This is a genomic window from Polyangium mundeleinium (assembly GCF_028369105.1).
Lineage (GTDB): Bacteria > Myxococcota_A > Polyangia > Polyangiales > Polyangiaceae > Polyangium > Polyangium mundeleinium.
In genome coordinates this window covers 6,033,435-6,058,992 of sequence record NZ_JAQNDO010000001.1, presented here as the reverse complement: position 1 = coordinate 6,058,992, position 25,558 = coordinate 6,033,435, and the positions used below count along the sequence as shown (strand labels likewise).

Below are 25,558 nucleotides of genomic sequence, written 5' to 3'. Positions count from 1 at the left end.
CGTGGTTACCATGTCCAGCCACCCGATCACCGTCATCACCGGCGCCACGAGCGGCCTGGGCCAGCGCGCGGCCATCGCGCTGGCACGGCGCGGCGCACACCTCGTCCTCACCGCGCGTGATCGCGCCCGGGCCGACGCGACGCGGGTGCTGCTCGCCACCACCGCGCCGGGCGCGCGCGTCGACTTCATCTTCGGCAACCTTGCGCTCATGCAGGACGTGCGCCGGATGGGGGCGCAGATCGCGGACACCTATGGCCGTGTGGATATACTGATCAACAACGCCGGCATCCACGCCTTCCAGCAGCGCATCACCGCCGAGGGCTTCCCAGAAATGGTGGCGGTGAACTACCTTTCGCCCTGGCTGTTCACCCAGAGCCTGGGGGCGTGCCTTTTGGCGGCGGGCTCGGCGCGGGTGGTGAATGTCGCCTCGGAGGCGTCGCGCCGCCACGGGGCGCTCCGGATCCCCAACGACCTGACCGACACGACGCCCTTCACGGCGCGGGAGTCGTCGCTGCGCTACGGCACGACCAAGCTCTTCGACATCATGTTCACCGGGGAGCTTTCCCGCCGGCTTTCGGGCACCGGCGTCACCACCAACGCCCTCGACCCCGGCTTCAACGTGACCGGCCTGGGCCGTGAGCTCAGCTTCGCGGCCGGCCTGGAGCGGGTGCTGCGCTGGCTACGGATCGGCGACCCGGAGCGCGGGGCGGGGATCATCGTGCGCCTTGCCACCGACCCGGCGTTCGGCGCGGTGAGCGGGGGCTACTTCTCGGTGAAGGGCGCGCGGCCGCTGACGCCCGCGGCCCCCGGCGCCGACCCGGCGCTGCAGGCCGAGCTCTGGGATGCTACCGCGCAGCTCTTGGCTCGCTGAGGGCCCCTGGTTGTATAGGAGCGTTACCAGCTACGGCCGCTCGTCCGCCAGGAGGGACCATCCATCCGGAGCAGCAGCTTGATACCTCCCGCCGAAGGAGGCGATCCTCGACGCCGCCGCGGATCTCGTGCGCCGGGGCCGCGCGCGTGCGCTCATGATCTCCTGCCACAACCGCCCGGCGTTCAAGCACTTCGCCCGTGATCCGCGCATCGACCTCCTGATGGTCCCAAGGACGTCTTTCCGCACCTGCCGGATCCGCGCCCTGGCATCATCACGTACACCTCGACCTCGTGGGGCCAGCTCCTCGATCGCAAGCTCGTCCCCGCGGACGAGCGCTTGCCGCGCGCGGCGGATTGTTATCGGTTCGCCCTCTCGAACCCGAACATCGGGGCGTGCTGGGCCGGCGCGAAGGACGCGGCGCAGATCGACGAGGCGCTGAAGGCGCTCGAAGAGGGGCCGATGAGCGAGGAGGAGCTCGCGTGGATGCATCGGATCGGGGCGCGGGTGCGGGACACGACGCAGCTCCAGGCGCGCGGGATGGGGATCGCGGATCGGCTGGTCAACCTCTACTCGGGGTTTGGATTCCGCACGACATCGGAACTCGGCGAACGCTGACCGGACCGTGATAACGTGGGGGGCATGAACGACTGGTTGCATGCGACCCCCTCGGCGCTGCGCGGCAAGCGCGCGTTTCGGCTTGGCCTCGCGGCGAACTACGGCATCGACGAGGACGGCGTCCGCGCTGCGCTCGATCGGGGCGTGAACGTCTTCTTGTGGACCTCGGGGAACAAGGGGATGCGCGCGCCCGTGAAGGCGGCGATGGGCGCGCGGCGCGACGAGGTGTCGGTGATTGGCTTCGCGAAGATCGGCTGGTTCGGCTGGGGCGTGCGCTCGGGCGCTGAAAAACTCCTGCGCGAGCTCGGCACCGATCACCTCGACGTGTACCTGCTCGGCTGGCTCGGCACGGGCTCGGCGTGGACGGAGGCGACGCAAAAGGAGCTCCTCCACCTGCGCGAGAGCGGCAAGGTCCGCGCGATCGGCGTGAGCATCCACGACCGCCCGCGCGCAGGGACGCTCGCCGCGGACTCGCCGCTCGACCTTTTGATGCTGCGTTACAACGCGGCGCACCCGGGCGCCGAGCGCGACGTGTTTCCGCACGTAAAAGACCATGCGCCCTCGGTGCTCGCGTACACGGCGACGGCGTGGCGCAAGCTCCTCAAGCGCCCGAAGGGCTGGGACGGGCCTGTCATGAGCGCGGGCGACTGTTATCGATTCCAGCTCTCGAGCCCGCACGTGGACATGGCGCTCACGGGGCCGAAGAACCGGGCCGAGCTCGAGGACAACCTCGCGGCGCTCGAAAAAGGCCCGCTCACCGAGGACGAGGTGAAGTGGATGCGGGCGTTCGGGCGGACGGTGCACGGGTAGGGGCGCACCGAGAGCTGCCAGCACGGCTTCTGGCTGATTCTGGGGTTGGGCGCGCTCCTCTTGTCTGGGACGTTTGGCGGAAGATCCGTCGCGTTCGGCTCGCCGCAAGAGGCTGGATGGATGTCTGCAACGATTGCAGCACAAGCGAGGTTGCGGGACACAGCAATCCAAGCCGAGACGTGTAGCGTGTGCGAGTCGAATTGTTATCGAATCTATGAGCTGCTGTCGCGAGAGTGTGCAGACAAACGAAAGTACAGAACGAAGCTGCAACAAAGCTTGTGCCGGGGGGCGGCATCGGAGGAACACGGGCGTTGCTTGAAGCAATGTAACCACAACAAGTGAGCACGGAACATCTCGGCCGTTCGCAAAACCCACACCGGAACAGAGAGAAACGCCATGACAGCGACGCCCCCCATCGCTCTCGATCCCATCGCGGAACGCGAACTCGAGTATCGGGACACGCTCGACGCTCCTGTGCGAAAGGCTGTCATCAGGATCGGGAGGCCTCGACACGTGCCACCACCTCCAGGGGAGGAAGACGTGACGGCTGACTACTGGGTTTGCCCCTACGAGATAACGATCGAGGAGGGAAATGTCCGCTCATCGCACGCCTACGGCGCAGATTCGATCCAGGCATTACAGCTTGCCATTTCCAAGATCGGAGTGGAATTGCGGCATCTTTTTCCCGGACATTTCACGATGGACGGCAACTCCGAAATAGGCTTTCCGGTGACCGACGATGGCGTGACGTAGACGGGGCCCGCGTGCGGGCACGCTGGCTGCGGACTCGCCGCTCGACCTCTTGATGCTGCGGTCGTCCTAGCGAGACCCCCTTCGCGTCCGAGCCCTCGGCGTTCGCGTCCTAGCGAGACCCCCTTCGCGTCCTAGCCCTCGGCGTTTACGTCCTAGCGAGACCCCCTTCGCGTCCTAGCCCTCGGCGTTCGCGTCCTAGCGAGACCCCCTTCGCGTCCTAGCCCTCGGCGTTCGTGTCCGAGCGGTGCCCCCTTCGCGTCCTAGCCCTCGGCGTTCGTGTCCGAGCGGTGCACCCTTCGCGTCCTAGCCCTCCGCGTTCGCGTCCGAGCGGTGCACCCTTCGCGTCCTAGCCCTCCGCGTTCGTGTCCGAGCGGTACCCCTTTCGCGTCCGAGCCCTCGGCGTTCGCGTCTGAGCCGTTTCCCGACCGCGTGTGAGCCCTTGGCAAGCTTGACTTCGTCCACGACAGGCCGTACTGCACAGAAAATCGTTTGCGTGCAAACCATGCAACCGGAAGATTTCCGCATCGACGGAGCGCGTCGTGTCGTCTGATCTAGCAACCGGGGCCATTTTCGCGGGGTGGTACCGCGTCGAGCGTCGTATCGCCTCCGGGGGCATGGGGGCGGTGTACGAGGTCGTCCACCAGGAGACGAACCGCCGCCGCGCGCTCAAGGTGATGCACGCGAACTTCGTGCAGAGCGACGACCTCCGCGGGCGATTCCGGCAGGAGGCGCGGGTCGCCGCGGAGATCGAGAGCGAGTACATCGTCGATGTCTTCGACGCGGGCATCGACGACGCGACCGGGATGCCCTTCCTGGTCATGGAGCTCTTGCGCGGCGAGGACCTCGGCAAGCGGCTGAGCCAGACGGGCCCCTTGTCGCCCGCCGAGGCGCTCACGTACCTGCATCAGACCTCGCTCGCGCTCGACAAGACGCACCGGGCGCACATCGTTCACCGCGATCTCAAGCCGGACAACCTTTTCCTCTGCGAGCGCGAAGACGCCCCCCCGCGCATCAAGGTGCTCGATTTCGGCATCGCCAAGATCGTCGCCGCCGGCTCCACGGCGGCGGGCGCCACGCAATCCCTCGGCACCCCGCTTTACATGGCGCCGGAGCAGTTCTTGATGGAATCGTCGGTGACGCCCGCGACCGACATCTTCGCGCTCGGGATGATCACGTTCACGCTGCTCGTGGGCAAACCTTACTGGGACGAGGAATCCCGCGGGGGCGCGAACGTCTTCGCCTTCGCGACGCGGGCGGCGCTCGGGCCCCGGGAGCCGGCGACGGCGCGGGCCGCCCGGCTCGGCACAACCCTGCCGCCCGCGTTCGACGCCTGGTTCGCCTGCGCCACGGCGAAGGGGCCCGCCGAGAGGTTTCCTTCGGCCACGAGCGCCGTGAAGGCGCTCGCCGAGGCGCTCGTATTGCCACAGCCGGGGCTCGCCGGCCCTGGAATCGCGCCGCCCGTCTCCCATCCGCGGCCGAGGTCCCCTTCCCTGCCGTCCGAGGTGCCGATCGCTCCCATGCCGACCCACGGGACGACGGTCCCGATGGCGCCGCTGCGTGCGCCCGCGCCGAGCGGCGTGGCCCTCGAAGCGGCGACGTCGATGGGGCCGCCCGTGACGCCGATGGGACAGGTCGCGACGCCGATGGGCCCGGTCGCGACGCCGATCGGGAGCGGGGTGACGGCGGCTCCGGCGACGCGTCGGCCGCGGCCGACGGGGCTCATCGCCGCGGGCGTGGGGCTCGCGTGTTTGCTGGTGGCCCTTTTCCTCTTCGTGGCGGTCTTGCCGGCCGGGCATGTCGAGGCGCCCGCGCCGGCCGCTCCGGCGACGGAGCTTGCAGAGCCGGTCGCGGCGGGCGCGCCGGACGTCGCTGCGAGCGCCGATCCACCTGGCCAGGTTGCCCCCGAGATACACGACGAGCCTGCCGTCCTCGCGTCGGCCACACCACCGCCGCAGGAGGAGGCCGCCGACACGAACGCGGCCCCGGCGCCGAGCAGCGGCCCCGGGAACGGCGACCCCTCGGTCAAAGCCGCGCAGCCGGTCGCGACGCCGAATTCGCGCATGTTCACGAATTATGACGAGTCCGCGATGCGCCGGCAGCTCGAGCCCAAGGTATGGTCCGGCCGGGCGACCGAGCGGGAAATCAAGCTGCTCATCGCCATCTGCCGTCACCAGCGCGACCAGGGGTGCAGGACGCGCGCGACGGCGGCCCTCAAGCAGCAGCAGAGCAAGTAAGCCTCGCTCCGTCTCGCGCGCAGCCCGCCGCATCGCGTCCCAAGGGCCCGGCGAATCAGGATCCGTCCGAGCCCTCCCCGCGCCGCGTCCGCGCCCTCCCGCACCCCCCCGAATCTTGACTTCGCTGGCAACTGGCCGTCTACTGCATCGGAAAACCGTTTGCATGCACACATGCGGACGGTGGTTCTTTGTCGAGGGAGCGCGTCGTGTCGTCTGATCTGGCAGCCGGATCCATTTTCGCCGGGCGTTACCGCGTCGAGCGTCGCATCGCCGCAGGGGGCATGGGGGCGGTGTACGAGGTCATCCACCTCGAAACGAACCGCCGCCGCGCGCTCAAGGTGATGCACGCGAACTTCGTCCAGAGCGACGACCTGCGCGGCCGTTTCCGGCAGGAGGCGCGTGTCGCGGCGGAGATCGAGAGCGACTACATCGTCGACGTCTTCGACGCGGGCATCGATGACGCGACCGGCATGCCCTTCCTGGTCATGGAGCTCTTGCGCGGCGAGGAGCTCGGCAAGCGGCTCCGCCGGACGGGCCCCTTGCCGCCGGCGGAGGTGGTCACGTTCCTGCACCAGACCTCGCTCGCGCTCGACAAGACGCACCGCGCGCACATCGTCCATCGCGACCTCAAGCCGGACAATCTGTTCCTCTGCGAGCGCGAGGACGGCCCCCCTCGGATCAAGGTGCTCGATTTCGGCATCGCCAAGATCGTGGCCGCCGGCGCCACGGGGGCGGGCGCGACGCAATCGCTCGGCACGCCGCTCTACATGGCGCCCGAGCAGTTCTTGATGGAATCGTCGGTCTCGCCCGCGACCGACATTTTCGCGCTCGGGATGATCGCGTTCACCTTGCTCGTGGGCAAAGCCTACTGGTTCGAGGAGTCGCGCGGCGGCGCGAATGTCTTCGCGTTCGCCGCGCAGGCCGCGATCGGGCCACGGGAGCCGGCGAGCGCGCGGGCCGGCCGGCTCGGCGTGAGCCTGCCGCCTGCGTTCGATGCCTGGTTTGCGCGTGCGACGGCGAAGACGCCCGCCGAGAGGTTCCCGTCGGCCACGAGCGCTGTCCAAGCGCTCGGCGAGGCGCTCGGGTTGGCGCAGGCGGGGCTCGGCGGCCCGGGGATGTTGCCGCCGGGGGCGAGCCCGCGGCCGTCGTTCGCGTCGCACCCGTCCGAGGTGCCGATCCACGTGCTCGACGCGCAGGTGACGACGCCGATGGCGCCAAGGCGCGCGCCGCTGCCGAGCGGCGCGGAGCTCGGCGCGATGACGCCGGCGGGGCAAGCGGGCATGCCCATGGGCCCTTCGCTGACGCCCCTCGGGAGCGGGATGACTGCGGTTCCGACAGGGCGAAGGGCGCCGACGGGGCTCATCGTCGCGGGCGCGGGGCTCGCGTGTTTGCTCGTGGGGGTCGTGCTTTTCTTGGCGCTCTCGTCGCGGGAGGAAGGCAAGACGCCGGAGCCGGCCGCGGCGGCGTCTTCGGCGCAGCCTGTCGTGGCGACGGCCGTGCCCGAGGTCGTGCCGGCGGCGCCGGTGGAGACGGCGGAGGCGGCGGCCGCGCCGATCGTGTCGGCGAGTGCTGCGCCCGTGGTGAGCGCGGCTGCGAAGGCGACGACGAGCACGCCGGCGACGACGACGCAATCCACGAAGACCAGCGGGACGCCGGCCGGGAAGACGGCGAAACCGAAGTCGACGTGGAGCAGGGATTGAGGGGCTCGGACGGCCCATCCCGGCGGCGAAGGTAGAGGCGATTATGCGGCATGTACGATGGTTCTTCGTGGGGATGACCTGCACGTGCCTCGCGCTCCGGGCCGGCTTGGCGTACGGTCAAACGACCCCGGCACAGGTCGCGGCAGCGGAAAAACTCTTCGAAGCGGCCGTCGCGGAGGTGCAAGCCGGGCGTTACGCCGAGGCGTGTCCGCTGCTCGAACAGAGCCACGTGCTCGATCCGAGGCCCGGGACGTTGCACGCGCTCGCTGAGTGCGAGGAGAAGGCGCGGCACCCGGAGCAGGCTCTACGGCATTACAAGGAGTACCTCGAGCTTTACGCGAGGATGAAGAGCCCGCTGAAGGAAAAACACACCGAGCGCGCGCGGCTCGCCGAGGCGCAGGTGAAGAAGCTCAAGGCGGAGATCCTGTTCAACCAGGCCGTCGCGCACCGGGAGGCGGGCCGTATCGCCGAGGCCTGCGCCGCGCTCGGCGAGAGCCTGCGGATCGATCCGACGCCGGGTACTCTGTATTCGCTCGCCGAATGCGAGGCGACGCGGGGTCGGCTCGCCACGGCGCTCGGCCATTACAAGGAATACCTCGGCCTCTTCGCGTCGATGAAGAGCCCGCTGCGCGAGCGCCACGCCGAGCGCGCGCGGATCGCCGAGGAGCAGCGGAAGAAGCTCGACGCGGAGGCGCCTCGGCTCAAGCTCGTGTGGGCGGGCGAGGTGCCCGAGGGAGTCGTGATCAAGCGGGGGGATGCGACGCTCGATTCGAAGATGCTCGGCACCTCGGTGCCGATGAATCCGGGGGAATATGCCTTCCTCGTGGAGGTCCCGGGGCAGCCTCTGCAAGTGCGAAAGGTACGGCTGGAGAAAGGGGATCGGAAGATCCTCGAGCTCACGCCGGGCGCGACGCAGGTGGTGAAGGACGAGGCGCAGCCTTTGCTGAAGGATCCTTCGTCGACGATGCCGCAGCCCGTGGAGGCGCCGAAGCCCGGGATGCATCCGTGGAAGGTCGGCGGCATCGCAGCAATCGGCGTCGGCGGCGCGGGGTTCATCGCGGGAAGCGTGCTCGGCGGGCTCGCGGTGGGGGCGAAACGCGAGGTCGACGCAGCGTGCGACGAGAACTTCGCGTGTGGCGAAAAAGGCATGAAGGTGGTCGAGCGGTTCCAGACGCTGGGCAATGCGAGCACGGCAATGTTCATCGTGGGAGGCGTGGTGCTGGCGACAGGGGTGACGTTGTTCGTGCTGGCCCCGAAGACGCCGGCGGAGAAGGTGGGTACAGTCCGGCTGCGGGGTCTGGCGGCGCCGGGGGCCGGGTATCTGGGTGTGGAAGGGGCATTCTGATGCGTACCTGGAAGCTCTTATGGGCCTTCATTTTCGTCACGACGGCGAGCTGCGTGCAGATCCTCGACGGGGACAATCCTTACAGCGTGGAGGGCGTGCCACCGGACAAGAGCGCCGATCCGTGCGAGCGGTTTTCGCCGTGTGGGCTCTACGTATCGGCCTCTGGCAAAGACGAGGATCCGGGCACCCCCGAGCGGCCGCTGCGGACGCTCGGCAAGGCCCTCGAGAAGGTACACGCGGACGGGGCGAGGCCCATTCACGTGTGCGCGGATACGTTCATCGAGCCAATCACCTTGCGCGGCGGCGAGGAGATTCACGGCGGGTATGACTGCACGAGCGGCGCCCCGTGGAGCGCGCAATCCGGGGTCACGACCCTCTCCGCGAGCGCCAACGAGGTGCCCTTGCGCGTCCGCGCCGACGGTTCGACGGTCCTGACGAATTTCAAGGTCGTCGCTGCGGATGCCGCCCAGGCCGGGGCGTCGTCCATCGCGGTGATCGCCGAGGGGGCCGATTTGAAGCTCGTCCGGTGTCACCTGGAGGCAGGCAATGGCGCCGACGGGGAGAACCCGCCGAGCGAAGCCGTGGGCGCCAGCGACGGGGCGCCCGGGAAACTGGGGTTCGCCGCGTGCACGTACTCCACCGCGCAGGAGGTCGTGACGAAGTGTGGAACCGTCGACTCCATCGGCGGCTCGGGCGGCTTCGGGACGTCGCCCTGGGGAAAGGCTGGCCGAAATAGCTCGAACGGCAAGGACGTAAGCGGCGGCCACGGCGGCGAACCCGAAGAATTCACGCTGACCGAATGCACCGCCGGCGGGCCCGGCGCCCCTGGAGCCGTCGGCGCCCCCGGGGCCCACGGCTCCTTGCTCGGGACGATCACGGTGAGCGGTTATGAAGGGGCCGCGGGCACGAGCGGCAGCGATGGGGCCGTGGGATTGGCCGGAGGAGGAGGCGGCGCCGCGCTGGGTGGGTCCGGGACGAACAAATGCCCCACGGGCAGCGCGACGATTTATGGCGCCGGTGGCGGCACCGGAGGTGCGGGCGGCTGCGGCGGAAAAGGCGGTACGGGCGGGGGTGCGGGCGGCGCGAGCGTCGCATTGATGAGCCTCGACGCCAGGATCTCGTTCGAGGACGTCACGATCGTCACCGCGCGCGGCGGAAAAGGCGGCGACGGCGTCTCCGGCCAGGCGGGCGGAAAAGGAGGCATGGGAGGCGTCGGCGGCGCGCCGCCCCTGATTTCCCCGTTGAAACCTGGTTGCAAGGGTGGAGACGGGGGCAAGGGCGGCGATGGCGGCCACGGCGGCGGCGGTCGCGGAGGCCACTCGGTCGGCATTGCCTACATCGGCCAGGTTCCGGCGATCGCGGCGGGTGTCACCTTCGAGCTAGGTCTCGAGGGGCTGGGTGGACAGGCCGGCGATCCCCAGACTCCGGCGCCCGCGGGCGTCCGCGCCGAGACGCAAGCTTTCGACTGACGACCCCACGATCGAGGCGTCGCCGCACTCCCCGGCGCGTGCAAGCTCGACAACGGCCAGGCCTGCGACAACAACAGCGACTGCGTGAGCAACAAGTGCCCGGGCGGCAACAACTGTGTGCCGTGACATCGCAGAGGCCGCCGTCCTGCGGGGGATGACGGCGGCCTCGTTCCCCTCGAAGACCCGATTGCAGAACGAACGCTGAAATGCCCCCCTCCCCTGACGAAAGCCACGTCCTCACCGAGGAGCCCGATCTCGTCCTCTTCCATTTCCGCGGCCACATCACCACCCGGGACGAAGCGCAGCGCCTCTACGACGTCCAGCTTCGTTTCTCCGACGGCAAACCGCACATCTTCCTGATCCTCGACGTCCGAGCGCTCGACCAGATGACCGCCGAGGCGCGTCGTGTCGTCATCGACGGCCCCGCCAACAACAGACCCGTCGTGCCCGTCCTCGGATGCGCCTTCATCGGCGCCACGTTTCACTTTCGCGTCCTCGGCACCATGATCTTCCGCGCCGCGCGCCTCCTCCGCGGCGCGAACACCTTCCCCGTCCGCTTCTGCGATACCGAAGCCGAAGCCCGCGCCTTCATCGACGAGCTCCGCCGCGATCTCCCCCGCCCTCGCTGAGCCGCCCCCCGCTTGCCCAGGTGTGCGCTCGGCCGATACCCTCCCCCACAATGACGTCCCCGCCCGGTGAAAGCTTCGCCCTCACCGAAGAACCCGACCTCATCGTCTGGCGCATGATCGGGCACGTCTCCGGCGACGACATCCGCCGCCTCTTCGACGTCCACCAGCGCTTTTGCGAGGGCCGCCCCCATGCGCTCGTGCTCATCGACGTCCGCCGCGCCGCGCACGTCACCCCCGAGGCGCGCCGCGTCGCCGCCGAAGGGCCCGCCGGCGGCGCCGTCGTCATGCCCATTCGCGCCAACGCCGTCGTCGGCGCGAGTTTTCACATTCGTGTCCTCGGCACCCTGGTGAGCCGCGCCGCGGCCCTGCTCAATCCCGTGAACACGGTCCCCTTGCGCTTCTTCGAGACCGAACCCGAAGCCCGCGCCTGGCTCGCCGAGCGAAGCCGCGAGATCAACGCCCGCCGCTGACGCGTCAGCTCGCGAGCAACCCACCGTCGACGAGCAGCTCCGTGCCCGTCACGAATTTCGCGTCGTCCGACGCGAGGTACGCGACCGCCGCCGCCACGTCCTCGGGCTCGCCGAGCCGGCCGAGCGGAATGGGCTTCGCCAGGTTCGCCTTCGATCGCGCCGGATCCTCGGACTTCTCGACCATCGCGTCGACCATCGGCGTGTCGATGAACGACGGGTGCACCGAGTTCACCCGGATCCCATACTTCTTCCGCGCGCAATGCATCGCGACCGATTTCGTGAACGTGCGCACGCCGCCCTTGCTCGAGCCATACGCCGCGAGGTTCGGCGCGCCGATGAGCCCCGCCACGCTCGACAGGTTCACGATCGCCCCGCCCCCGCGCTCCTTCATCACCCGGATCGCGTGTTTGCAGCCGAGGAACGTGCCCTCCGCGTTCACCGCGTGCACGAACCGCCATTGCTCGAGCGTCGTCGATTCCACGTCGCCCACGACGCCCACCCCCGCGTTGTTCACGAGCACGTCGAGCCGACCGTGTTTCGCGACGACCGCGTCGAGCACGTCGATCCACGCCGCCTCCTGCGTCACGTCGAGCACAGCGAACTCCGCCCGCGCCCCGAGCTCCGCGGCAAGCGCCTCGCCCCGCTCCCGCGCGAGGTCCGTGATCACCACGACCGCGCCCTCCGCGTGCAACCTTCGCACAGCCGCTGCCCCGAGCCCCGACGCAGCCCCCGTGACGAGCGCTACCTTTCCCTCGAATCGCTGCATGGGCCGGAGGAGAGCGGAGCCGCCCGCTCCGTGTCAAGCTCGCTGCAAGAAAGGCGGTGCCCGGCCGGGACAGACGAGCGGTTTTCCGATCGCGCCCCCCGGCGGGTACTCTTGGCGGTACTCCCCATGACCCTGCTCGAATCGATGAACGCCGAGACCTTGCTCGCGCCTGGGGACGATGGCTTCGCCCGGGCCAAGACCGCGATGGCGCCCGGGAGGCTCCTCTCCTCGCTGCCTCCGCCCCCGTCGGCCCTGCGCACCACCGTGCTCCCGCGCGTCGAAGGCGAAGGGACCGAGGTGCGCCTCGTGCCCGAGTCCAAATCACGCTACGAGCCGATCAAGACGCTCGGCGCGGGCGGCATGGGCGAGGTCGTGCTCGTGCACGATCAGGACATCGCCCGCAAGGTCGCGGTCAAACGCCTGCTGCCCGAGGCGAGTGATCCGGGGATGCTCGCCCGCTTCGTGGACGAGATCCGCACCGTCGGTCGCCTCGAACACCCGAACATCGTGCCCATCCACGACGTCGGCGTCGACGAGCTCGGCCGCTACTTCTTCGTGATGAAATACGTCGAAGGCGAGACGCTCGAGACGATCATCCGCAAGCTCGCCGACGGCGATCCCGAGTCCCACGCCAAATACACCTTCGAGCGCCGCGTCGAGATCTTCATCGCCGTCCTTTCGGCGCTCGCCTACGCCCACGCAAACGGCGTCGTGCACCGGGACGTCAAGCCCGCGAACGTGATGGTCGGCCGGTACGGCGAGGTCGTGCTCATGGACTGGGGCATCGCCAAGCCCATCGCCGCCGAGCGGGATCTCGCCCGGGGCGCGGACGCGACGCTGGGCGACGAGACCGACCGCGGGCGGATGTTCCTGACACACGTGGGCACGCTCGTCGGCACCCCCGCGTACATGTCGCCCGAGCAGGCGCGCGGCGAGGTGGACCAGCTCGATACGCGGAGCGACCTCTACAGCGCGTGCGTCCTCTTCCACGAGCTCGTCACCCTGCGCCACTACCTGGCAGACCGGCAGACGCTCGGCGACATCCTGACAGGCGTCATGGAGCACGAGCTCACCGTGCGGGACATGAAGCGCCACGGGCACCCGGCACAGGAAGGGCTGCCGCCCGAGCTCGTACATTTCGCCGTCGATGGGCTCGCGAAGGACCCCACGAAGCGCTACCCCTCCGCGGGGCGGATGATCGAGCTCTTGCGGCAGAGCCTCGAGGGCCGGATCCACGTGGCCTGCAGCGGGACCCTGGCCAAGCGGTTCCTGCGCGAGGCGGCGCGGGGCGTGGACCGGCACCCGCGCCTCATGTTCTGGGGCCTCGTGGGGACGTTCGTGGCCGTCATCTTCGCCTTCGCCCAGCTCGTGCGGATGCTCGTGGCCTAGCGCACGGCGATGGCACGTGTGCCGGGCACGTGCTGGCACGTGTGCCAGGCTGGACGGCACCCGGCCGGGGTCAGGCGGCGATGAGCCGCGAGCGAAGAGCCTTGGCGAGCTTGCGGCCGTCCTCGGGGACTGGCTCGAAACGCAGGGTGCGCTCGCTCGTGTGTTCGTTTGGACGCACCGAGAGCCTGTGCCCGCGTGCCAGGCCGACCTGCAGGCCCGGGAACCGCGCGTGCAGCTCCTTGGCGAGCTCCAGCCGGTCGCCGGTCGGCAAGGCCAGCACGACGAGCGCGCAATCGAAGTGGCCGGGGCCGTCGAGCGCGACAAAGGCCTCGCGGCGGGTGCCCACAGGCACCACCTCGAGCCCCTCCGCTCGCAATCCGCGGGCAATGATCTCCGTCCGGTCGTGATCGTCGTCGATGAGCAGGACACGCGCCATGGGTCCGCACCTCTGTTGGTAGCGCCGACCTCATTGCAATCGTCGTGCCGCCCCGAGTCCCTCGCTCGGGCGTGGCGTGACCTGGGCTCCGGCGTTCACGTAGTGGGATGGCTGAGGAGCCTGGACCTCAGTCCTGCGGCTCCCGGTCCGCAGCCCACCGATGACGCGGGCGGCGGGGGCGGATGGCGCGCGCGGGAGCCGGGTCCACACGGCCCGCCCTGACGAATGCCCCAAAAATCCTTCGAGATCGGTGGGATCCGCTATCGGACCTCAGGCGGGTTCTCGCAAGGCCGTCCCCTGCAAGGTTTGCATGAAGGGTCGCGCCGCAGGTGCCGGGACGACGTGGCGATGCCGCCGCGGGCGCGGGGCCGTGCGCGTCACGGCGAAGGTTTTGCGCTCGCGGGGACGATCGACGGCAGCGCCTCTTTCAGCAGGTCGAAGGAGCGCTTGCGGTAGGCGTGGTAGGTCGGGATTTCCCACTCGGCCCAGGTGTACGAGACCACCCCGTCCGCGGGGATCACCCACGAAGTGCTCTCCTTCTTGGCGCGCGGCAGCGTGTCGACCACCACGCCCTCCGCCTCCGCCGTCCCTCCGAGCGCGGCCACCATGAGCCCAAAGCCGGGGGTCTTCGTGGTGGTGAGCTCGATCTGCTTGCTCTTCGGCCCGGGCACGTAGTCGTCGACCACGAGGCGCTGCGAGGGATCCGTCACGTTGAGCAAGGTCCAGGGAATGCGGACCTCGATCGTCCCGTCCGCGAGCGAATACCAGAAATTGCTCGTCGAGCGCACGGCTTCGGGGCCCGTCCGGAAGCGCCCCGTGTCCTGCCAGAGGATCGGCGCGAGCATCTCTCCCTGGTACCAGAACGAGTTGTTCGTGATGGTGCGGACCGGGTTGAACAGACCGTCCGCGTTGGGGGCCGTGTGATAGAGCTGCCAGTCCTTCCGGTCCTTGTGCCAGATGCCGAAAAGGTCGTACGGCGGGTCGACGAACAGCGCGACGTCCTCCTCCGACTCGATACGGAGGAGGAACTCGATGCCCCGCTCGGTGCGGAGCGAACACTCGGGATCGAGGCACGCGTCGCCCGCCTCGGGCAGGAAGGTGTCGAGGCCGACGACGTAGTCCACGTGGTCCCAGTCGACCTTTCCATTGCCGTCCGGGTCGAGCGACTCGACGCGGATCAGGACGTGTAAGAATCCCTCGTCGGAGTCCACCTTGACCTCGCGGAGGGTGCGCAGAGGATCGTGCACGTCCCCCTGCGGGGCGAGAGGCACTCCTTCTTGCCAGGCGTTTGGCTCGACCAGGAAGTCGTCCCCCTTCCCGTCGAGCACGTGGTGGATCCCGTCCACGCCGGGGCGCACGGCGATGAGGCCGAAGTTTCGCTCCGGGCTCATCGGGTTGTACCAGACCCTCCGCCGATCCGCCGGCAGCTCCACGCGCTCGACCACCCAGGCCCGCTTGAACCACTCGTCGATGAGCTCGAAGAGGAACGCGCCGTCCATCTCGGCGCGGCGGATCGTCCGGAGCGAGCGCTCGACGGCGTTGGCTTGCTCGACCTCGTCGAAATCGCCGTGGTGCAGCCCCGATTTCGCGTAATGCGCGGTCCCCTGGCTCGAAGGGTGCCCGATCTCGGCGATGAGCAAGGTGCGGCCGGCGTAGACCTTCCGGAGGTCTTCGAGGTAGCCGAGGTAGGAGTTCGGCCCGACCTCGTCCTCGACCTGGTAAGCGGGCTCGTAAAGGACGAACTCGGGGTAATACGGATAGGCGTGGTAGGAGAAGAAGAGCCCGGGGTCGAAGCTCGGGGCGACCTCGATCTTCAGCAGATCGAGCTGCTCCATGTCGTCGACGGACTCGGGGTACTCGTACTCGACCACGTGATCGATGGGATCGAGCGTGGGCCAGTTGGAGAACCCGATGGTGTGCTTCTCGTCGTACCGCTCTTCCTCGTAGACCGTGAGGTAATCGAGGTGCTCGGTCGCGAACGCCTCCATGGGCGTGGCGTGCTCGATGGAGAACCACGTGCCCGAGAAGGAGACCTCGCACGGCTGCCCCTGGCAGTGGTCGTCGTAGTATTTTTGGTGCGTGGTCATGATGGTGAGCGGCTCGACCTCGCGGCCGACGAGCCAGCCGAGGAGCCACGGGGAGACATCGGCCGTGAAGCTGCCGAAGGCGCGGCCGTAGTTCATCGGGTTTTCGGGCGTGCCGTAGGGGATCTCGCGGTTGCCGTGGACGACGTCGACGACCTTTTCAATCTCGTCGCGGAACCAGACCTCGCTCCATGTCGCGAAGTAATCGGGGATGCCCGAGAACGACGGATCCTCGTCGGGCTCCTTGAGCCAGGCCCCTTGCAAGAGGAAGAGCGGGTGGTCCGGGTGCTCGGTGTTGTACCGGAGGAGCTCCTCGTAAAAGATCGGGGATTGCACGGTGTAGATGCGAACGGAATTGACGCCGAGCTCCGCGATGGCCTCGATCCACGCGACGATTTGCTCGCGTGTCGCCAGAAACTCGCCGGGCGACGTGCCGGGGATCGCATGGCTGTAATTGATGCCGATCGGCCAGAACGGCTCGAATTCACCGCCCTTCACGCTGATCTCGAAGCCGTTCTCGCCTGCACGGAACGTGTAGGGCCGCGCTTCCGTCGTCCCGCCGCCGCTGCCGCCCGTCCCGCCGCTGCCGCCCGTCCCGCCGCTGCCTCCCGTCCCGCCGCTGCCTCCCGTCCCGCCGCTGCCGCCGTTCGCACTGCCCGACGTGGCGCCGCCCGAGATCACGCCGTCCGAAGTCCCACAGGCTGCCGTCACGACGGCAAAAAGCACCACGAGAGGCCCTGAAAGGACGCGAAGGACGGATGCGGGGTGGAGACGATTCGTGCGCCATTCCATGACCACCACCATAGCAATGCAGGTCATGAAATCCCGAGACATCCCGATCCTGGAAACGAAATCATTTCAATGTTCGGTGGTGACATATGCCGCGCGCCACCGGCGCCCCGGGCGCAGCGGCGCGGTGTACGGGGCGGGTTTCGATTCCCGGCGCGGCCGAGCTCCAGGGCGTGGTAACGTCCGCCCATGGCACGTGTCACAGTGGAGCGTCTCGGTCATGTCGTCCGCATCGGCCTCCGCAGGCCGGAGAAACGCAACGCATTCGATCTCGCCATGCTCGACGAGCTCGCGCAGGCGTACACGGCGTACGAGGAGGACGAGGGCCTCCGTTGTGGCCTCCTCTTCGCGCACGGAGGCCATTTCACGGGAGGGCTCGATCTCGCGGAGGTCGGGCCCGCGGTCGCGTCCGGGCGCGCGCTCTATCCGAAGGGGAGCGTGGATCCGCTCGCGATCGGGCCGCGGCGCCTCACGAAGCCGATGGTCGTCGCTGTGCAGGGGTATTGCTTCACGATCGGGATCGAGCTCGCGCTCGCCGCCGACATCCGCGTCGCGGCCGAGGACACGCGTTTCTCACAGCTCGAAGTGCAGCGCGGCATCTTCCCGTTCGGCGGCGCCACGCTCCGGTTCCCGGAGATCGCGGGCCACGGCAATGCGATGCGCTGGCTGCTCACGGGCGACGTGTTCGACGCGAAGGAGGCGTATCGGATCGGGCTCGTGCAGGAGGTCGTCCCCGCGGCCGAGCTCTTCGATCGGGCCACGTGGATCTGCGAGCGCGTCGCGGCGCAGGCGCCGATCGCGGTTCGCGCCACGCTCGCGTCCGCGCGCGCGGCGATGACCGAGGGCCCCGAGGTGGAAGCCGCGCGCCTCGAAGAGCGCGCCCGCGCCCTCATGGGCACGGAGGACGCAGCCGAGGGCATGCGATCGTTCGTCGAAAGGCGCGCCGGCCGCTTCCAGGGGCGCTAGATCATCGATGAGAAAGGGCTGTCCCGGCGAAACGGCTTGTCAAGACCAACCGGCTGGGGGCGAGGCGATGCGGCACGCGCATAGGTTTGTCTCGACCGTCGGTTTGTCCTGTGGTATGTCCTCGCCATGCCTCGACGAACCGAACCCGAACCCCACTGCGCGAAGGTAGGCGCACGCCTACGTGAACTCCGCATCGAGCGTGGCCTGTCCCTCTCCGCCCTCGCGGACGCCACCGGCATGTCGAAGGGCCACCTCTCGAGCTTCGAGCGTGGCCTCGTGGCGCTCAACGCCATCTCGCTCGTAGTTCTCGCTCGCGGCCTCGGCCTGCCGCCGCTCTACCTGCTCACCTTCCCACACGAGGACGAACGCGCCCACATCGCCGAGCTGCTACGCAAGCTGCCCGATCGTGATGTGCTCAAGATACGCCAGGAGCTGACCAAGGAGGCGGACCGGAAGAGCGACAGATGAGCCTGGATCAGGGGGATTGTTCACCTACGCAGTGAACGCTCCGGCGTGCTCTGCCGCCCACTGCGCGAACGTCCGCGCCGGCCGGCCCGTCACTTGCTCGACCGTAGGCGTGACGGTGTAGCCGACGTCCGGGGTGTTTCCGTAAACGAACACGAGGAACTCGATTGCTTCGGACGATAACCCCATCGCCTGCCACCGGTCGCGTGCCTCCTGCTCCGTCAGCTCCAGGAGCTTGATCTCGCGCTTGGCGGCGTCGGCGAGGATGTTGATCTTCTGACGCAGGCTGAGCACCTCCGGCCCCGTGAGGGTGTACGTCTTGCCGGCGTGGCCGTCCTGTGTCAACGCGGCGACCGCGACAGCGGCGATATCCGCCTCGTGGACCACCGCGCTCAGCCGATCGGGAAACGGCTCGCGCACGAGCCCCTCGCTGCGAATCGACTCCGCCCATTCGAGGTGGTTCGCCATGAACTCCACCGGCTGCAGGAATGTCCAATGGATGTTCCCGGCGGCGACCACTTCGTCGAGCGGCGCGGGCGCGCCGCCGAGCAGCAGCGAGATCCGCCGCACCCCGGCCTGTTCGGCGAGCGCAACGATCCGTGCCCCGGTCTGCAGCGGTGCCTGATCGTCGCCGCCGAAGTTGATCAAGTGCAGGGCCTCGATGCCTTCGAAGGCGCTGGCGAAGGTCTCCGGCGTGGTCAGGTCGCCAGCCACGGCGTCGACGCCTGCCGGGAAACTCGCTTTGGCCGGATTGCGGGACAGCGCGCGGACGTGGTGACCCTTCGCGACAAGCTGCTTGACGATCTCGCGGCCGACGGTGCCGGTCGCGCCTGTGACGAGTATTTTCATCGGTTCTCTCGAAATGGGTGAACGGTCCTCGTGGCGCCTTGGAGGTGGACGCCCGACGAACCTGCACCACCCCTCCTGACAAGACGTGGCAGCAGCAAACCACGCGCCTGCCGTGGGCCCTCCGGCCGTGACGCGGGTTAGCTGTGCTCGCGCTCCCAGGCCTCGATCCACGCCTGGGACAGCGTTCGGCGTGGCTTGCCGTAGGGTCGCTCCGTGGGCGCAAGGCTCACGATCCGATCGGTGCGGAAGTGCCGGAACGCCGCGCGCAAGCAGCACCATGCCGCGACGATCTGCTTCCCCTCGTAGTACGCGATCTGCACCGGCCAGATCTCGCGCTCGGTGGTGCGATCGGACTCGTCCTTGTAGCGCAGCGCGAGCGCCCGCTCCTTCCGCATCGCCTGCCGTACGAGGCTGAGGACGGGCACCTGCGCAGCGCCGGCCCCGGGGAGCACGACCGGCCAGAGCCCCACGTCGGCCATGTGCTCGCGTAGGTCGCGGGGCGAGACGGTCGCGATCTTGGCGAGCGCGTTCTTCGCAGCGCCGGCGAGCCCCTCGTCGACCTGCGAGCCGACCCAGCGTGCGCCGAGGACGAGCGCCTCGAGCTCCTCCGGCGTGAACATCAGCGGGGGCAAGAAGAAGCCAGGCCGGAGCACATAGCCGACGCCCGCTTCGCCTTCGATCGGCGCGCCGAGTCCGATCAACGTCTGCACGTCTCGATACAACGTGCGCACCGAGACGCCCTGCTCGGCCGCGAGCTGCGCCGCGGTGACCGGGCGTCGATGGCGTCGGAGCGCGTCCATGACCGCGAAGAGGCGTTCGGTCCTGTCCATCGCCAACGACCCTTGCAGGGCGGGCAGCCTTCGTCGAGCCCGATTGTCGTCGCCCGACGCGCCGCCCCGGGGACCCAGCAGAACCAGCCGACGCTCGTCGTGTGGGTCCCTCGCGTTTGGCCACGGGAGCGACCCTCCTGTATAGGGGCTTCGCCCTCGCCGCGGGAGATGCTGGCGTGCGGGGCAGAAAGGGGCGCGGAACAATGAGCGACGAAAAAGCCCGGACAGGCAAGCCGAGCGTGAAGCAGTATTTCAGCTTTGGCGAGAGACCCTTCCTCAAGGGCGCAGGGACCCGGTCGCCGGAGGCTTGGTTCTTGGGCACCAAGGCCGAAAACGCGGATGAGCTCGAGAAGCTCATCGTGGAGGCCATTCGGGACCATTCCTTCTGGAGGCGGAACTTCCATCCCCAGGATCCCACGCACATCACCGAGCAGGCCAAGCGGCACCCGTCCTACCTCCACGCGATGGACACGCTGAAGGACAACCTGCGCTCGCTCATGTCGTTCCTCAAGAAATCGGTGCCCTTCTTCAGCGGCCGATATCAGGGACACATGAATTGGGACACGTCGCTCCCCAGCATCCTGGGGTATTTCGCGGCGATGCTTTACAACCCCAACAACGTCGCGTTCGAGGGGTCGACCTCGACGACCCTCCTGGAGATGATCGTGGGGGACGATCTGTGCCGGATGCTCGGCTACACCGTCCCGGAGGATGGCGACGCCACGAAAGGGCTCATCAGGCCCTGGGGACACATCACCTCCGGCGGGACCGTGGCCAACATCGAGGCCCTCTGGTCAGCGAGGAATCTGAAGTTTTACCCGCTCTCGCTCCGTGATGCCTTGAAGGCCGAGTCCTCCCTCGCCGCGGCGCGCGACATCGAGGTGAGCACGTGCGACGGCCGGCGCGCGCGCCTCGCCTCGCTCGACGCGTGGTCGCTCTTGAACCTCAAGGTGGACGACATCCTCGCGCTGCCCGAGCGCCTCACGGAGGAGTACGGCATTTCGAGCGATACGATCACGAAGGCCATGTCGTGCTACTCGCTCCAGCACCTGGGGATGCACGAGCTCTACCGCCGCTGCGGGGCGGACCTGCCCGCTTCACCGGTGATCCTCGTCCCCGCCACCAAGCATTACTCGTTCCCCAAGGCGGCGGCGGTGCTCGGCCTGGGCTCGGCCAACGTGCTCGATGTCCCCGTCGATTGCGACGCGCGCATGAGCCTGGCCGCGCTGGAGAAGATGCTGCGGGATTGCCTCGCGCAGCGGCGGCCCGTCATCACGGTGGTGGCCGTCATCGGCAGCACCGAGGAGAGCGCCGTGGATCCGCTCAAGGGGATTCTCGAGCTGCGCCACAAGCTCCAGAAAGAGGGCCTGTCGTTCACGGTCCACGCGGACGCGGCATGGGGTGGGTATTTCGCGTCCATCCTGCGTCCCGACGAGGGGCCGCGCCCCCGAGACGAGCGCCCCGGACCGGCGGCCGAAATCGGAATGAGCGGGTACGTGACCTCGCAGTTCTCGGCCCTCGGCCGGGCCGACTCCATTACCGTGGATCCGCACAAATCGGGCTACATCCCTTATCCGGCCGGGGCGCTCTGTTACCGCAATTCGGCCATGCGCGACATGGTGACGTTCAAGGCGCCCTACATCCTCCACGGGGATGCCGAGCCGACCGTGGGGATTTACGGGCTCGAAGGCTCCAAGCCAGGCGCGGCGGTGGCGGCGGTGTACCTGAGCCACAAGGTCATTCGACCTACCCGGAGCGGATACGGGCAGATTCATCGGAAGAGCCTGTTCAATTGCAAGCGCTTCTACGCGCGGCTGCTCAGCATGGCGGACCTGGAGGATCGGTTCATCGTGGTCCCGGTCCCGCGGCTGCCCGCGGAGATCTCGGGCGCCGACGTGGAGACCGAGCGGCGCTTCATTCGTGATCGCATCGATCAACGCAGCGTCGAGGATCTCCTGTCCGACCCGGAGGCGATGGCGCTCCTGCCCGAGATCGGCCCCGATCAGAACATCCTGACCTACGCCGTGAACTTCAAGCACCCGGACGGGTCGCTGAATACGAACCTCGACCTCGCCAATCGGTTGAACAAGGCCATCTACGATCTCCTGAGCATCGATCCCGGCGACGATATCTATGGGTATCGAATGATCGTGAGCACGACGGATTTCAGCGAAGAGCACTACGGGAGCGTCTTCATCGAAGACTACAAGCGACGCCTCGGGGTCTCGTCGTCCCCCGGCACCACGGTGACGGTGCTCAGGTCCACGACGATGGAGCCATGGATCCTGGAGACGCCCGAGGGGTCGATGCTCGACGTGCTGGAGAAGGAGCTCCGCGATGCGATCTTCAAATCGCTGATGCGCGACTCGATGTTCCAGATCTTCGAGGAGATCGACGCCAACCGGGATGGCGTCCTCGACGTGGGCGAGGTGATGGCCAAATTCCGGGAGAAGGGCTATCGGGACATCGAGATCGACGAGTTCTTGCGCCTGTGCGACATCGACAGGAGTGGAACCGTGTCGATGGACGAGTTCCTCGGCGCATTCTCTCAGTTCGTGGCCAAGGGCGCGCTCACCGCCAGCAGGTGAAGCGGGCTTCCTTCGCCCTCCCCCTCGCCGCGTCGATTACATCTTGCAATACAGATCCGAGGACGCTATACGCTGCGTCCCCGTGCCGGACGTCTCCGTGCGCGGGCGACATCGACGTCTTTCGCCCCGTCGGCGACGCGGGCGATTTTGATCTTGGAGAATTGCACCATGCAACGTAGCATTGTTTTGTCCGCGCTCTGTGCGCTGCTCATTGGCACGACCGGCTGTGACGGCAACGGCGAGGGCACGGGCGGCAACGGCGGCAGCGGCGCGGAAGGCGGCGCTGGCGGAAACGGCGGCGAGGGCGGCGCCGGTGGCAACGGCGGGAACGGCGGCGAGGGCGGCGTCGGCGGTGGAATGGGCGGCAGCGGCGGAATGGGCGGCTCGCTCGAGGAGAAGGTCGCCGAGCAGCTCGAGGCCGTTCGCAACGATCATGCGGCCCTCGTGGGGTTCGTGCGAAACATGCCGAAAGGCGCCGATTTGCATAGCCACACCTCGGGCGCCGTGACGCCCGAGAGCATGATCGAGTGGGGGGCGGCCGACGGGGCCTGCTTCAACAAGAGCACGGGCTTCGCCTCCGCCGGGCCTTGCATGGGAGACGCCGTGCCCATCTCGAACGCGCTCAATGACCAGGCCCTCTACGACAGCATCCTGATGGCCTGGTCCATGGAGGGCTTCATGGGCACCCTGCTCCAGGGCCACCAGCACTTCTTCGACGCGTTCGGCAAATTCGGCGCCGTCCTCAACGAGTCCCGCGGCGACGACATGCTCGCGCAGGTCCGCTCGACGGCGGGGCACAACAACCAGGTGTACATCGAGCTGATGCAGGGCTTCGGCTCCGGCACCGTCGGCAACATCGCCGAGACCAAGGTCATGCCGGGCGACGGGTGGGATGAGCCCTACCTCTTGCAGAAGCGCACCGAAATCATCGCGGACCCCGGCTTCCAGACCGCGATCAACAATGCGAAGGCGAGCATCGCGAACTCGCTCTCCGGCTCCGACGTGCTGCTCAACTGCGGCACCGCCATGGCCGATCCCGGCTGCAACGTCGAGGTGCGTTTCATGGTCGCCGGCACCCGCACGCGAACACGCGCGTACGTCTTCGGCCAGTGGGTCTTCGCATTCGAGCTCGCGCAGGTCGTCCCCGAGCTCGTGGGCGTCAACCTCGTCTCGCCGGAGGAGGATGCGAACTCCCTCCTCTATTACAACGACGAGATGCTCGCCGTGAACGTCCTCCGCACCTTCAATGACCAGGAGCCGAACCGGAAGAAGGTCCACGTCGGCCTGCACGCGGGCGAGCTCATTCCCGAGGTCCTGCCCATGACGCAGGCAGGCCAGGCGGAGCTCACGTATCACATTCGCAATGCCGTGGACATCGCGGGGGCGGAGCGAATCGGCCACGGGGTCGACGTGCTCGGTGAGACGGCCGGCGAGGGCGCCGACGAGCTCCTCGCGACGATGGCCCAGAAGGGCGTCATGGTGGAGATCTGTTTGACATCCAATGACACGCTGCTCGGCATCGCGGGCGACAAGCACCCGCTCAGCGCGTACATGGCGAAGAACGTGCCCGTGGCGCCGTCGACCGACGACCAGGGCATCCTTCGGATCGAGATCACCGACGAGTACGTGCGCGCCGTCGAGGAGCACGGCCTCGGCTACGTCGCGCTCAAGAAGCTCGCCCGGACGAGCCTCGAGCACGCGTTCATCGAGGGCAAGAGCCTCTGGAAGACGCGCGACGACTTCACGACGCGTGTCGACGAATGCGCGGCCGACGTCCCGGGGGCGACGCTGTCCGCCGCGTGCGACGCGTTCCTCGGGGCGAACGACAAGGCGCGAATCCAGTGGCAACACGAGAGCGACACGGCTGCGTTCGAGCAATCCGTCGTGCAGCCGTGACCCCCGGGCGCGCCGAGCCGTTCTCCCGCAGGCGGACGAGGCGTCAGTCGTAACGAGCGAGGATGAAGTAACGCGCGTTCTCGTCGCCGAGCTCTTTCACGCGCTCGGCGTGCGCGGCCTCGCCGAGATCGACCTCCTCGCTCTCCGGGCTCTCGTACTGCACATACGCGACCTTCTGGCCCCACACGCCCTCCTCGTGGGGCATCTGCTCCATGTCCACGCCCCGCATGTACTTGCCGGGCCCTTCGCCGTCCTCGGTCCCGAGCACGCCGAACGCGAGCGTCGCGGCCGTGAGAGGTCCTACGCACGTGAAGTACATCGTCACGGTCGCCTCGTCCCACGCCTCGCGCGCGTCCCCTTCGAGCTTCTCGCCGATCGCCGCCCACACCTCGGCCGGCACCGCCTTCGCCTTTTCGAGCACGTGCAGCGCCACGTCGCGCGAGATCGTATCCGGCCCATACGTACCGCCGCGCCCGCCCTCGAAGCCGATGTGCACCTCCGTATAGGCGGTGTCATCCGGCGCGGGCCCCGTGTCCGTCAAGTCGCCCGAAGCCACGATCGTGACCGCATGCCCCGTCTTCTCGGCGACCGCCTGGACGTGCTGCGCGAACTCGCCGATCTGCTTGCGCGTCATGCGGCTCGCCGAGAAACGCTTGCCCGCGACGAGCACACCTTCCGTGTCCTCGTCGAAGCTCACCTCATGCGGGCTCTCGGCCTCTTCGCCGTCGCCCTCGTCGCCTTCGCCTTCGTCCTCGTCCTCGAACTCGTCCGTATCTTCGTCGCTCATTCGACTCCTCCGGGCGGCGAACGGTAGAGGAGTTCGTGGGGATTCGCACGAGGGAAATCGGGGGCGACGTACACCTTCGGGCGCCTCTTTGGCCTCGGGACCTGCGGGCTTCTCGGGCTCGACCCTTCCTGGTAGAAGGTCGGGCATGTCCACTTCCTACGAGTTGCTCTATTTCCCGCTCCGTGGCCGCGCCGAGCCCATCCGGCTCCTGTTTGCCACGGCGAACGTCGCCTTCACCAACACGCCCGTCACGAACTGGCCCGAGTTCAAGCCGAAGACGCCCCTCGGCCAGCTCCCCGTGCTCGTCGAGCGCGGCGAATCCGGCGAGCGCCAGATCGCGCAGACCATGGCCATCGTGCGTCACCTCGCGCGCGTCTTCGACCTTTCTGGCAAGGACGAGACCGAGAAGACGAACACGGACGTCGCAGCCGAGACGATCAACGACTGGCGGGGCAAGTTCGCGCCCGTGCAGTTCGCCGCGCTCATGCACACCGACCAGGCCGTGATCGACAAGTACTGGGCCGACTTGCCGGCGACGCTGCGCACCGTGGAAGGTCTGCTCGGAAGCTGTACCTGGTTCGGCGGCGGAGCGTCGCCGACCTACGCAGACGCGCTCGCGTTCGACACGCTCGACAGCCACCTCGGCACGAAGCCCGAGAGCCTCGCGGACTTCCCCAAGCTCCGCGCGCTCCACGACCGCTTCCGCGCGCTCCCGAGCGTCGCGGCCTACCTCGAAAAGCGCGCCTGATTCGTCCCCCGGGCGGCCGGCGGACGTATCCCCGCGGATGCGTCGCCGGCCCCCTCGCGCTCCGCCCGA

Annotated in this window: 22 protein-coding genes; 16 read left to right on the top strand and 6 right to left on the bottom strand. The window is 68.3% G+C overall.

What is annotated here, in order from left to right; translation table 11 throughout:
- Positions 1-10 precede the first annotated feature (10 nt).
- The 10 genes from POL67_RS24065 to POL67_RS24020 all read left to right on the top strand — a co-directional run bounded on the left by POL67_RS24065 (position 11) and on the right by POL67_RS24020 (position 10,896).
- Positions 11-871 carry an SDR family NAD(P)-dependent oxidoreductase gene (locus POL67_RS24065; protein WP_271920928.1) on the top strand — a complete coding sequence of 287 codons (861 nt, stop codon included), beginning with the start codon at positions 11-13 and terminating at the stop codon, positions 869-871.
- Between the two features lie 336 nt (positions 872-1,207).
- The gene (locus POL67_RS24060; RefSeq protein WP_271920926.1) at positions 1,208-1,486 is read left to right on the top strand and encodes a hypothetical protein; all 279 of its coding nucleotides are present in this window, start codon (positions 1,208-1,210) and stop codon (positions 1,484-1,486) included.
- A gap of 24 nt (positions 1,487-1,510) precedes the next feature.
- A complete protein-coding gene (locus POL67_RS24055) occupies positions 1,511-2,296 on the top strand; it encodes an aldo/keto reductase (RefSeq protein WP_271920923.1) in 786 nt (261 codons plus the stop codon).
- 396 nt (positions 2,297-2,692) lie between these two features.
- The gene (locus POL67_RS54300; RefSeq protein ID WP_373372369.1) at positions 2,693-3,049 is read left to right on the top strand and encodes a DUF6968 family protein; all 357 of its coding nucleotides are present in this window, start codon (positions 2,693-2,695) and stop codon (positions 3,047-3,049) included.
- A 539-nt stretch (positions 3,050-3,588) separates the two neighbouring features.
- Positions 3,589-5,283 carry a serine/threonine protein kinase gene (locus tag POL67_RS24045; protein WP_271920919.1) on the top strand — a complete coding sequence of 565 codons (1,695 nt, stop codon included), beginning with the start codon at positions 3,589-3,591 and terminating at the stop codon, positions 5,281-5,283.
- 206 nt (positions 5,284-5,489) lie between these two features.
- Positions 5,490-6,983, top strand: coding sequence for a serine/threonine protein kinase (locus POL67_RS24040; protein WP_271920917.1), 1,494 nt, complete (start codon positions 5,490-5,492; stop codon positions 6,981-6,983).
- 43 nt (positions 6,984-7,026) lie between these two features.
- The gene (locus tag POL67_RS24035; protein ID WP_271920915.1) at positions 7,027-8,328 is read left to right on the top strand and encodes a tetratricopeptide repeat protein; all 1,302 of its coding nucleotides are present in this window, start codon (positions 7,027-7,029) and stop codon (positions 8,326-8,328) included.
- Positions 8,328-9,797: a PGRS family protein gene (locus POL67_RS24030; RefSeq protein ID WP_271920913.1), complete on the top strand. Its 1,470-nt coding sequence runs from the start codon at positions 8,328-8,330 to the stop codon at positions 9,795-9,797. The genes POL67_RS24035 and POL67_RS24030 overlap by 1 nt, the downstream gene beginning before the upstream one ends.
- 206 nt (positions 9,798-10,003) lie before the next feature.
- Positions 10,004-10,426 carry a hypothetical protein gene (locus POL67_RS24025; protein ID WP_271920910.1) on the top strand — a complete coding sequence of 141 codons (423 nt, stop codon included), beginning with the start codon at positions 10,004-10,006 and terminating at the stop codon, positions 10,424-10,426.
- A gap of 50 nt (positions 10,427-10,476) precedes the next feature.
- The gene (locus POL67_RS24020; RefSeq protein WP_271920908.1) at positions 10,477-10,896 is read left to right on the top strand and encodes a SpoIIAA family protein; all 420 of its coding nucleotides are present in this window, start codon (positions 10,477-10,479) and stop codon (positions 10,894-10,896) included.
- 4 nt (positions 10,897-10,900) lie between these two features.
- Here POL67_RS24020 and POL67_RS24015 read toward each other — a convergent pair whose 3' ends face one another.
- Complete coding sequence (locus POL67_RS24015; protein WP_271920906.1) at positions 10,901-11,662, bottom strand: glucose 1-dehydrogenase; 762 nt, start codon at positions 11,660-11,662, stop codon at positions 10,901-10,903.
- Between the two features lie 126 nt (positions 11,663-11,788).
- Here POL67_RS24015 and POL67_RS24010 point away from each other — a divergent pair, with 126 nt between their 5' ends.
- A complete protein-coding gene (locus tag POL67_RS24010) occupies positions 11,789-13,051 on the top strand; it encodes a serine/threonine-protein kinase (protein ID WP_271920904.1) in 1,263 nt (420 codons plus the stop codon).
- A 70-nt stretch (positions 13,052-13,121) separates the two neighbouring features.
- On the opposite strand, the gene POL67_RS24005 is transcribed toward POL67_RS24010, so the two are convergent.
- Positions 13,122-13,487, bottom strand: a complete 366-nt coding sequence (locus POL67_RS24005) for a hypothetical protein (RefSeq protein WP_271920902.1) — start codon at positions 13,485-13,487, stop codon at positions 13,122-13,124.
- 377 nt (positions 13,488-13,864) lie between these two features.
- Positions 13,865-16,390 carry a hypothetical protein gene (locus POL67_RS24000; protein ID WP_271920900.1) on the bottom strand — a complete coding sequence of 842 codons (2,526 nt, stop codon included), beginning with the start codon at positions 16,388-16,390 and terminating at the stop codon, positions 13,865-13,867.
- Between the two features lie 159 nt (positions 16,391-16,549).
- Here POL67_RS24000 and POL67_RS23995 point away from each other — a divergent pair, with 159 nt between their 5' ends.
- Together POL67_RS23995 and POL67_RS23990 are read left to right on the top strand one after the other, a co-directional pair.
- Entirely contained in the window at positions 16,550-17,326 is a 777-nt protein-coding gene (locus POL67_RS23995; RefSeq protein ID WP_271920898.1) for a crotonase/enoyl-CoA hydratase family protein, read from the top strand.
- 126 nt (positions 17,327-17,452) lie between these two features.
- The gene (locus POL67_RS23990) at positions 17,453-17,794 is read left to right on the top strand and encodes a helix-turn-helix domain-containing protein (RefSeq protein WP_271920897.1); all 342 of its coding nucleotides are present in this window, start codon (positions 17,453-17,455) and stop codon (positions 17,792-17,794) included.
- A 24-nt stretch (positions 17,795-17,818) separates the two neighbouring features.
- On the opposite strand, the gene POL67_RS23985 is transcribed toward POL67_RS23990, so the two are convergent.
- Both POL67_RS23985 and POL67_RS23980 read right to left on the bottom strand, forming a co-directional pair.
- Positions 17,819-18,640, bottom strand: a complete 822-nt coding sequence (locus tag POL67_RS23985) for an NAD(P)H-binding protein (RefSeq protein WP_271920895.1) — start codon at positions 18,638-18,640, stop codon at positions 17,819-17,821.
- A gap of 137 nt (positions 18,641-18,777) precedes the next feature.
- Positions 18,778-19,470, bottom strand: a complete 693-nt coding sequence (locus tag POL67_RS23980; RefSeq protein WP_271920893.1) for a helix-turn-helix transcriptional regulator — start codon at positions 19,468-19,470, stop codon at positions 18,778-18,780.
- A gap of 203 nt (positions 19,471-19,673) precedes the next feature.
- Between POL67_RS23980 and POL67_RS23975 the strand changes: the two genes are divergently transcribed.
- Both POL67_RS23975 and POL67_RS23970 read left to right on the top strand, forming a co-directional pair.
- Entirely contained in the window at positions 19,674-22,058 is a 2,385-nt protein-coding gene (locus tag POL67_RS23975; RefSeq protein ID WP_271920891.1) for a pyridoxal-dependent decarboxylase, read from the top strand.
- A gap of 168 nt (positions 22,059-22,226) precedes the next feature.
- Positions 22,227-23,954, top strand: a complete 1,728-nt coding sequence (locus POL67_RS23970; RefSeq protein ID WP_271920889.1) for an amidohydrolase family protein — start codon at positions 22,227-22,229, stop codon at positions 23,952-23,954.
- Between the two features lie 43 nt (positions 23,955-23,997).
- On the opposite strand, the gene POL67_RS23965 is transcribed toward POL67_RS23970, so the two are convergent.
- Positions 23,998-24,741: a hypothetical protein gene (locus POL67_RS23965; protein ID WP_271920887.1), complete on the bottom strand. Its 744-nt coding sequence runs from the start codon at positions 24,739-24,741 to the stop codon at positions 23,998-24,000.
- A gap of 145 nt (positions 24,742-24,886) precedes the next feature.
- Here POL67_RS23965 and POL67_RS23960 point away from each other — a divergent pair, with 145 nt between their 5' ends.
- Positions 24,887-25,489 carry a glutathione S-transferase family protein gene (locus tag POL67_RS23960; RefSeq protein WP_271920885.1) on the top strand — a complete coding sequence of 201 codons (603 nt, stop codon included), beginning with the start codon at positions 24,887-24,889 and terminating at the stop codon, positions 25,487-25,489.
- Positions 25,490-25,558: the final 69 nt, after the last annotated feature.

Excerpts from the sequence above, each read along its gene's own strand:
- POL67_RS24020 (WP_271920908.1), top strand. The coding sequence starts at position 10,477 with ATGACGTCCCCGCCCGGTGAAAGCTTCGCCCTCACCGAAGAACCCGAC.
- POL67_RS24035 (WP_271920915.1), top strand. The coding sequence starts at position 7,027 with ATGCGGCATGTACGATGGTTCTTCGTGGGGATGACCTGCACGTGCCTC.
- POL67_RS24000 (WP_271920900.1), bottom strand. The coding sequence starts at position 16,390 with ATGACCTGCATTGCTATGGTGGTGGTCATGGAATGGCGCACGAATCGT.
- POL67_RS24065 (WP_271920928.1), top strand. The coding sequence starts at position 11 with ATGTCCAGCCACCCGATCACCGTCATCACCGGCGCCACGAGCGGCCTG.
- POL67_RS24055 (WP_271920923.1), top strand. The coding sequence starts at position 1,511 with ATGAACGACTGGTTGCATGCGACCCCCTCGGCGCTGCGCGGCAAGCGC.
- POL67_RS23985 (WP_271920895.1), bottom strand. The coding sequence starts at position 18,640 with ATGAAAATACTCGTCACAGGCGCGACCGGCACCGTCGGCCGCGAGATC.
- POL67_RS23965 (WP_271920887.1), bottom strand. The coding sequence starts at position 24,741 with ATGAGCGACGAAGATACGGACGAGTTCGAGGACGAGGACGAAGGCGAA.
- POL67_RS23975 (WP_271920891.1), top strand. The coding sequence starts at position 19,674 with ATGAGCGACGAAAAAGCCCGGACAGGCAAGCCGAGCGTGAAGCAGTAT.
- POL67_RS23995 (WP_271920898.1), top strand. The coding sequence starts at position 16,550 with ATGGCACGTGTCACAGTGGAGCGTCTCGGTCATGTCGTCCGCATCGGC.
- POL67_RS24005 (WP_271920902.1), bottom strand. The coding sequence starts at position 13,487 with ATGGCGCGTGTCCTGCTCATCGACGACGATCACGACCGGACGGAGATC.
- POL67_RS23960 (WP_271920885.1), top strand. The coding sequence starts at position 24,887 with ATGTCCACTTCCTACGAGTTGCTCTATTTCCCGCTCCGTGGCCGCGCC.
- POL67_RS24025 (WP_271920910.1), top strand. The coding sequence starts at position 10,004 with ATGCCCCCCTCCCCTGACGAAAGCCACGTCCTCACCGAGGAGCCCGAT.
- POL67_RS24015 (WP_271920906.1), bottom strand. The coding sequence starts at position 11,662 with ATGCAGCGATTCGAGGGAAAGGTAGCGCTCGTCACGGGGGCTGCGTCG.
- POL67_RS24010 (WP_271920904.1), top strand. The coding sequence starts at position 11,789 with ATGACCCTGCTCGAATCGATGAACGCCGAGACCTTGCTCGCGCCTGGG.
- POL67_RS54300 (WP_373372369.1), top strand. The coding sequence starts at position 2,693 with ATGACAGCGACGCCCCCCATCGCTCTCGATCCCATCGCGGAACGCGAA.
- POL67_RS23990 (WP_271920897.1), top strand. The coding sequence starts at position 17,453 with ATGCCTCGACGAACCGAACCCGAACCCCACTGCGCGAAGGTAGGCGCA.
- POL67_RS23980 (WP_271920893.1), bottom strand. The coding sequence starts at position 19,470 with ATGGACAGGACCGAACGCCTCTTCGCGGTCATGGACGCGCTCCGACGC.
- POL67_RS24030 (WP_271920913.1), top strand. The coding sequence starts at position 8,328 with ATGCGTACCTGGAAGCTCTTATGGGCCTTCATTTTCGTCACGACGGCG.
- POL67_RS23970 (WP_271920889.1), top strand. The coding sequence starts at position 22,227 with ATGCAACGTAGCATTGTTTTGTCCGCGCTCTGTGCGCTGCTCATTGGC.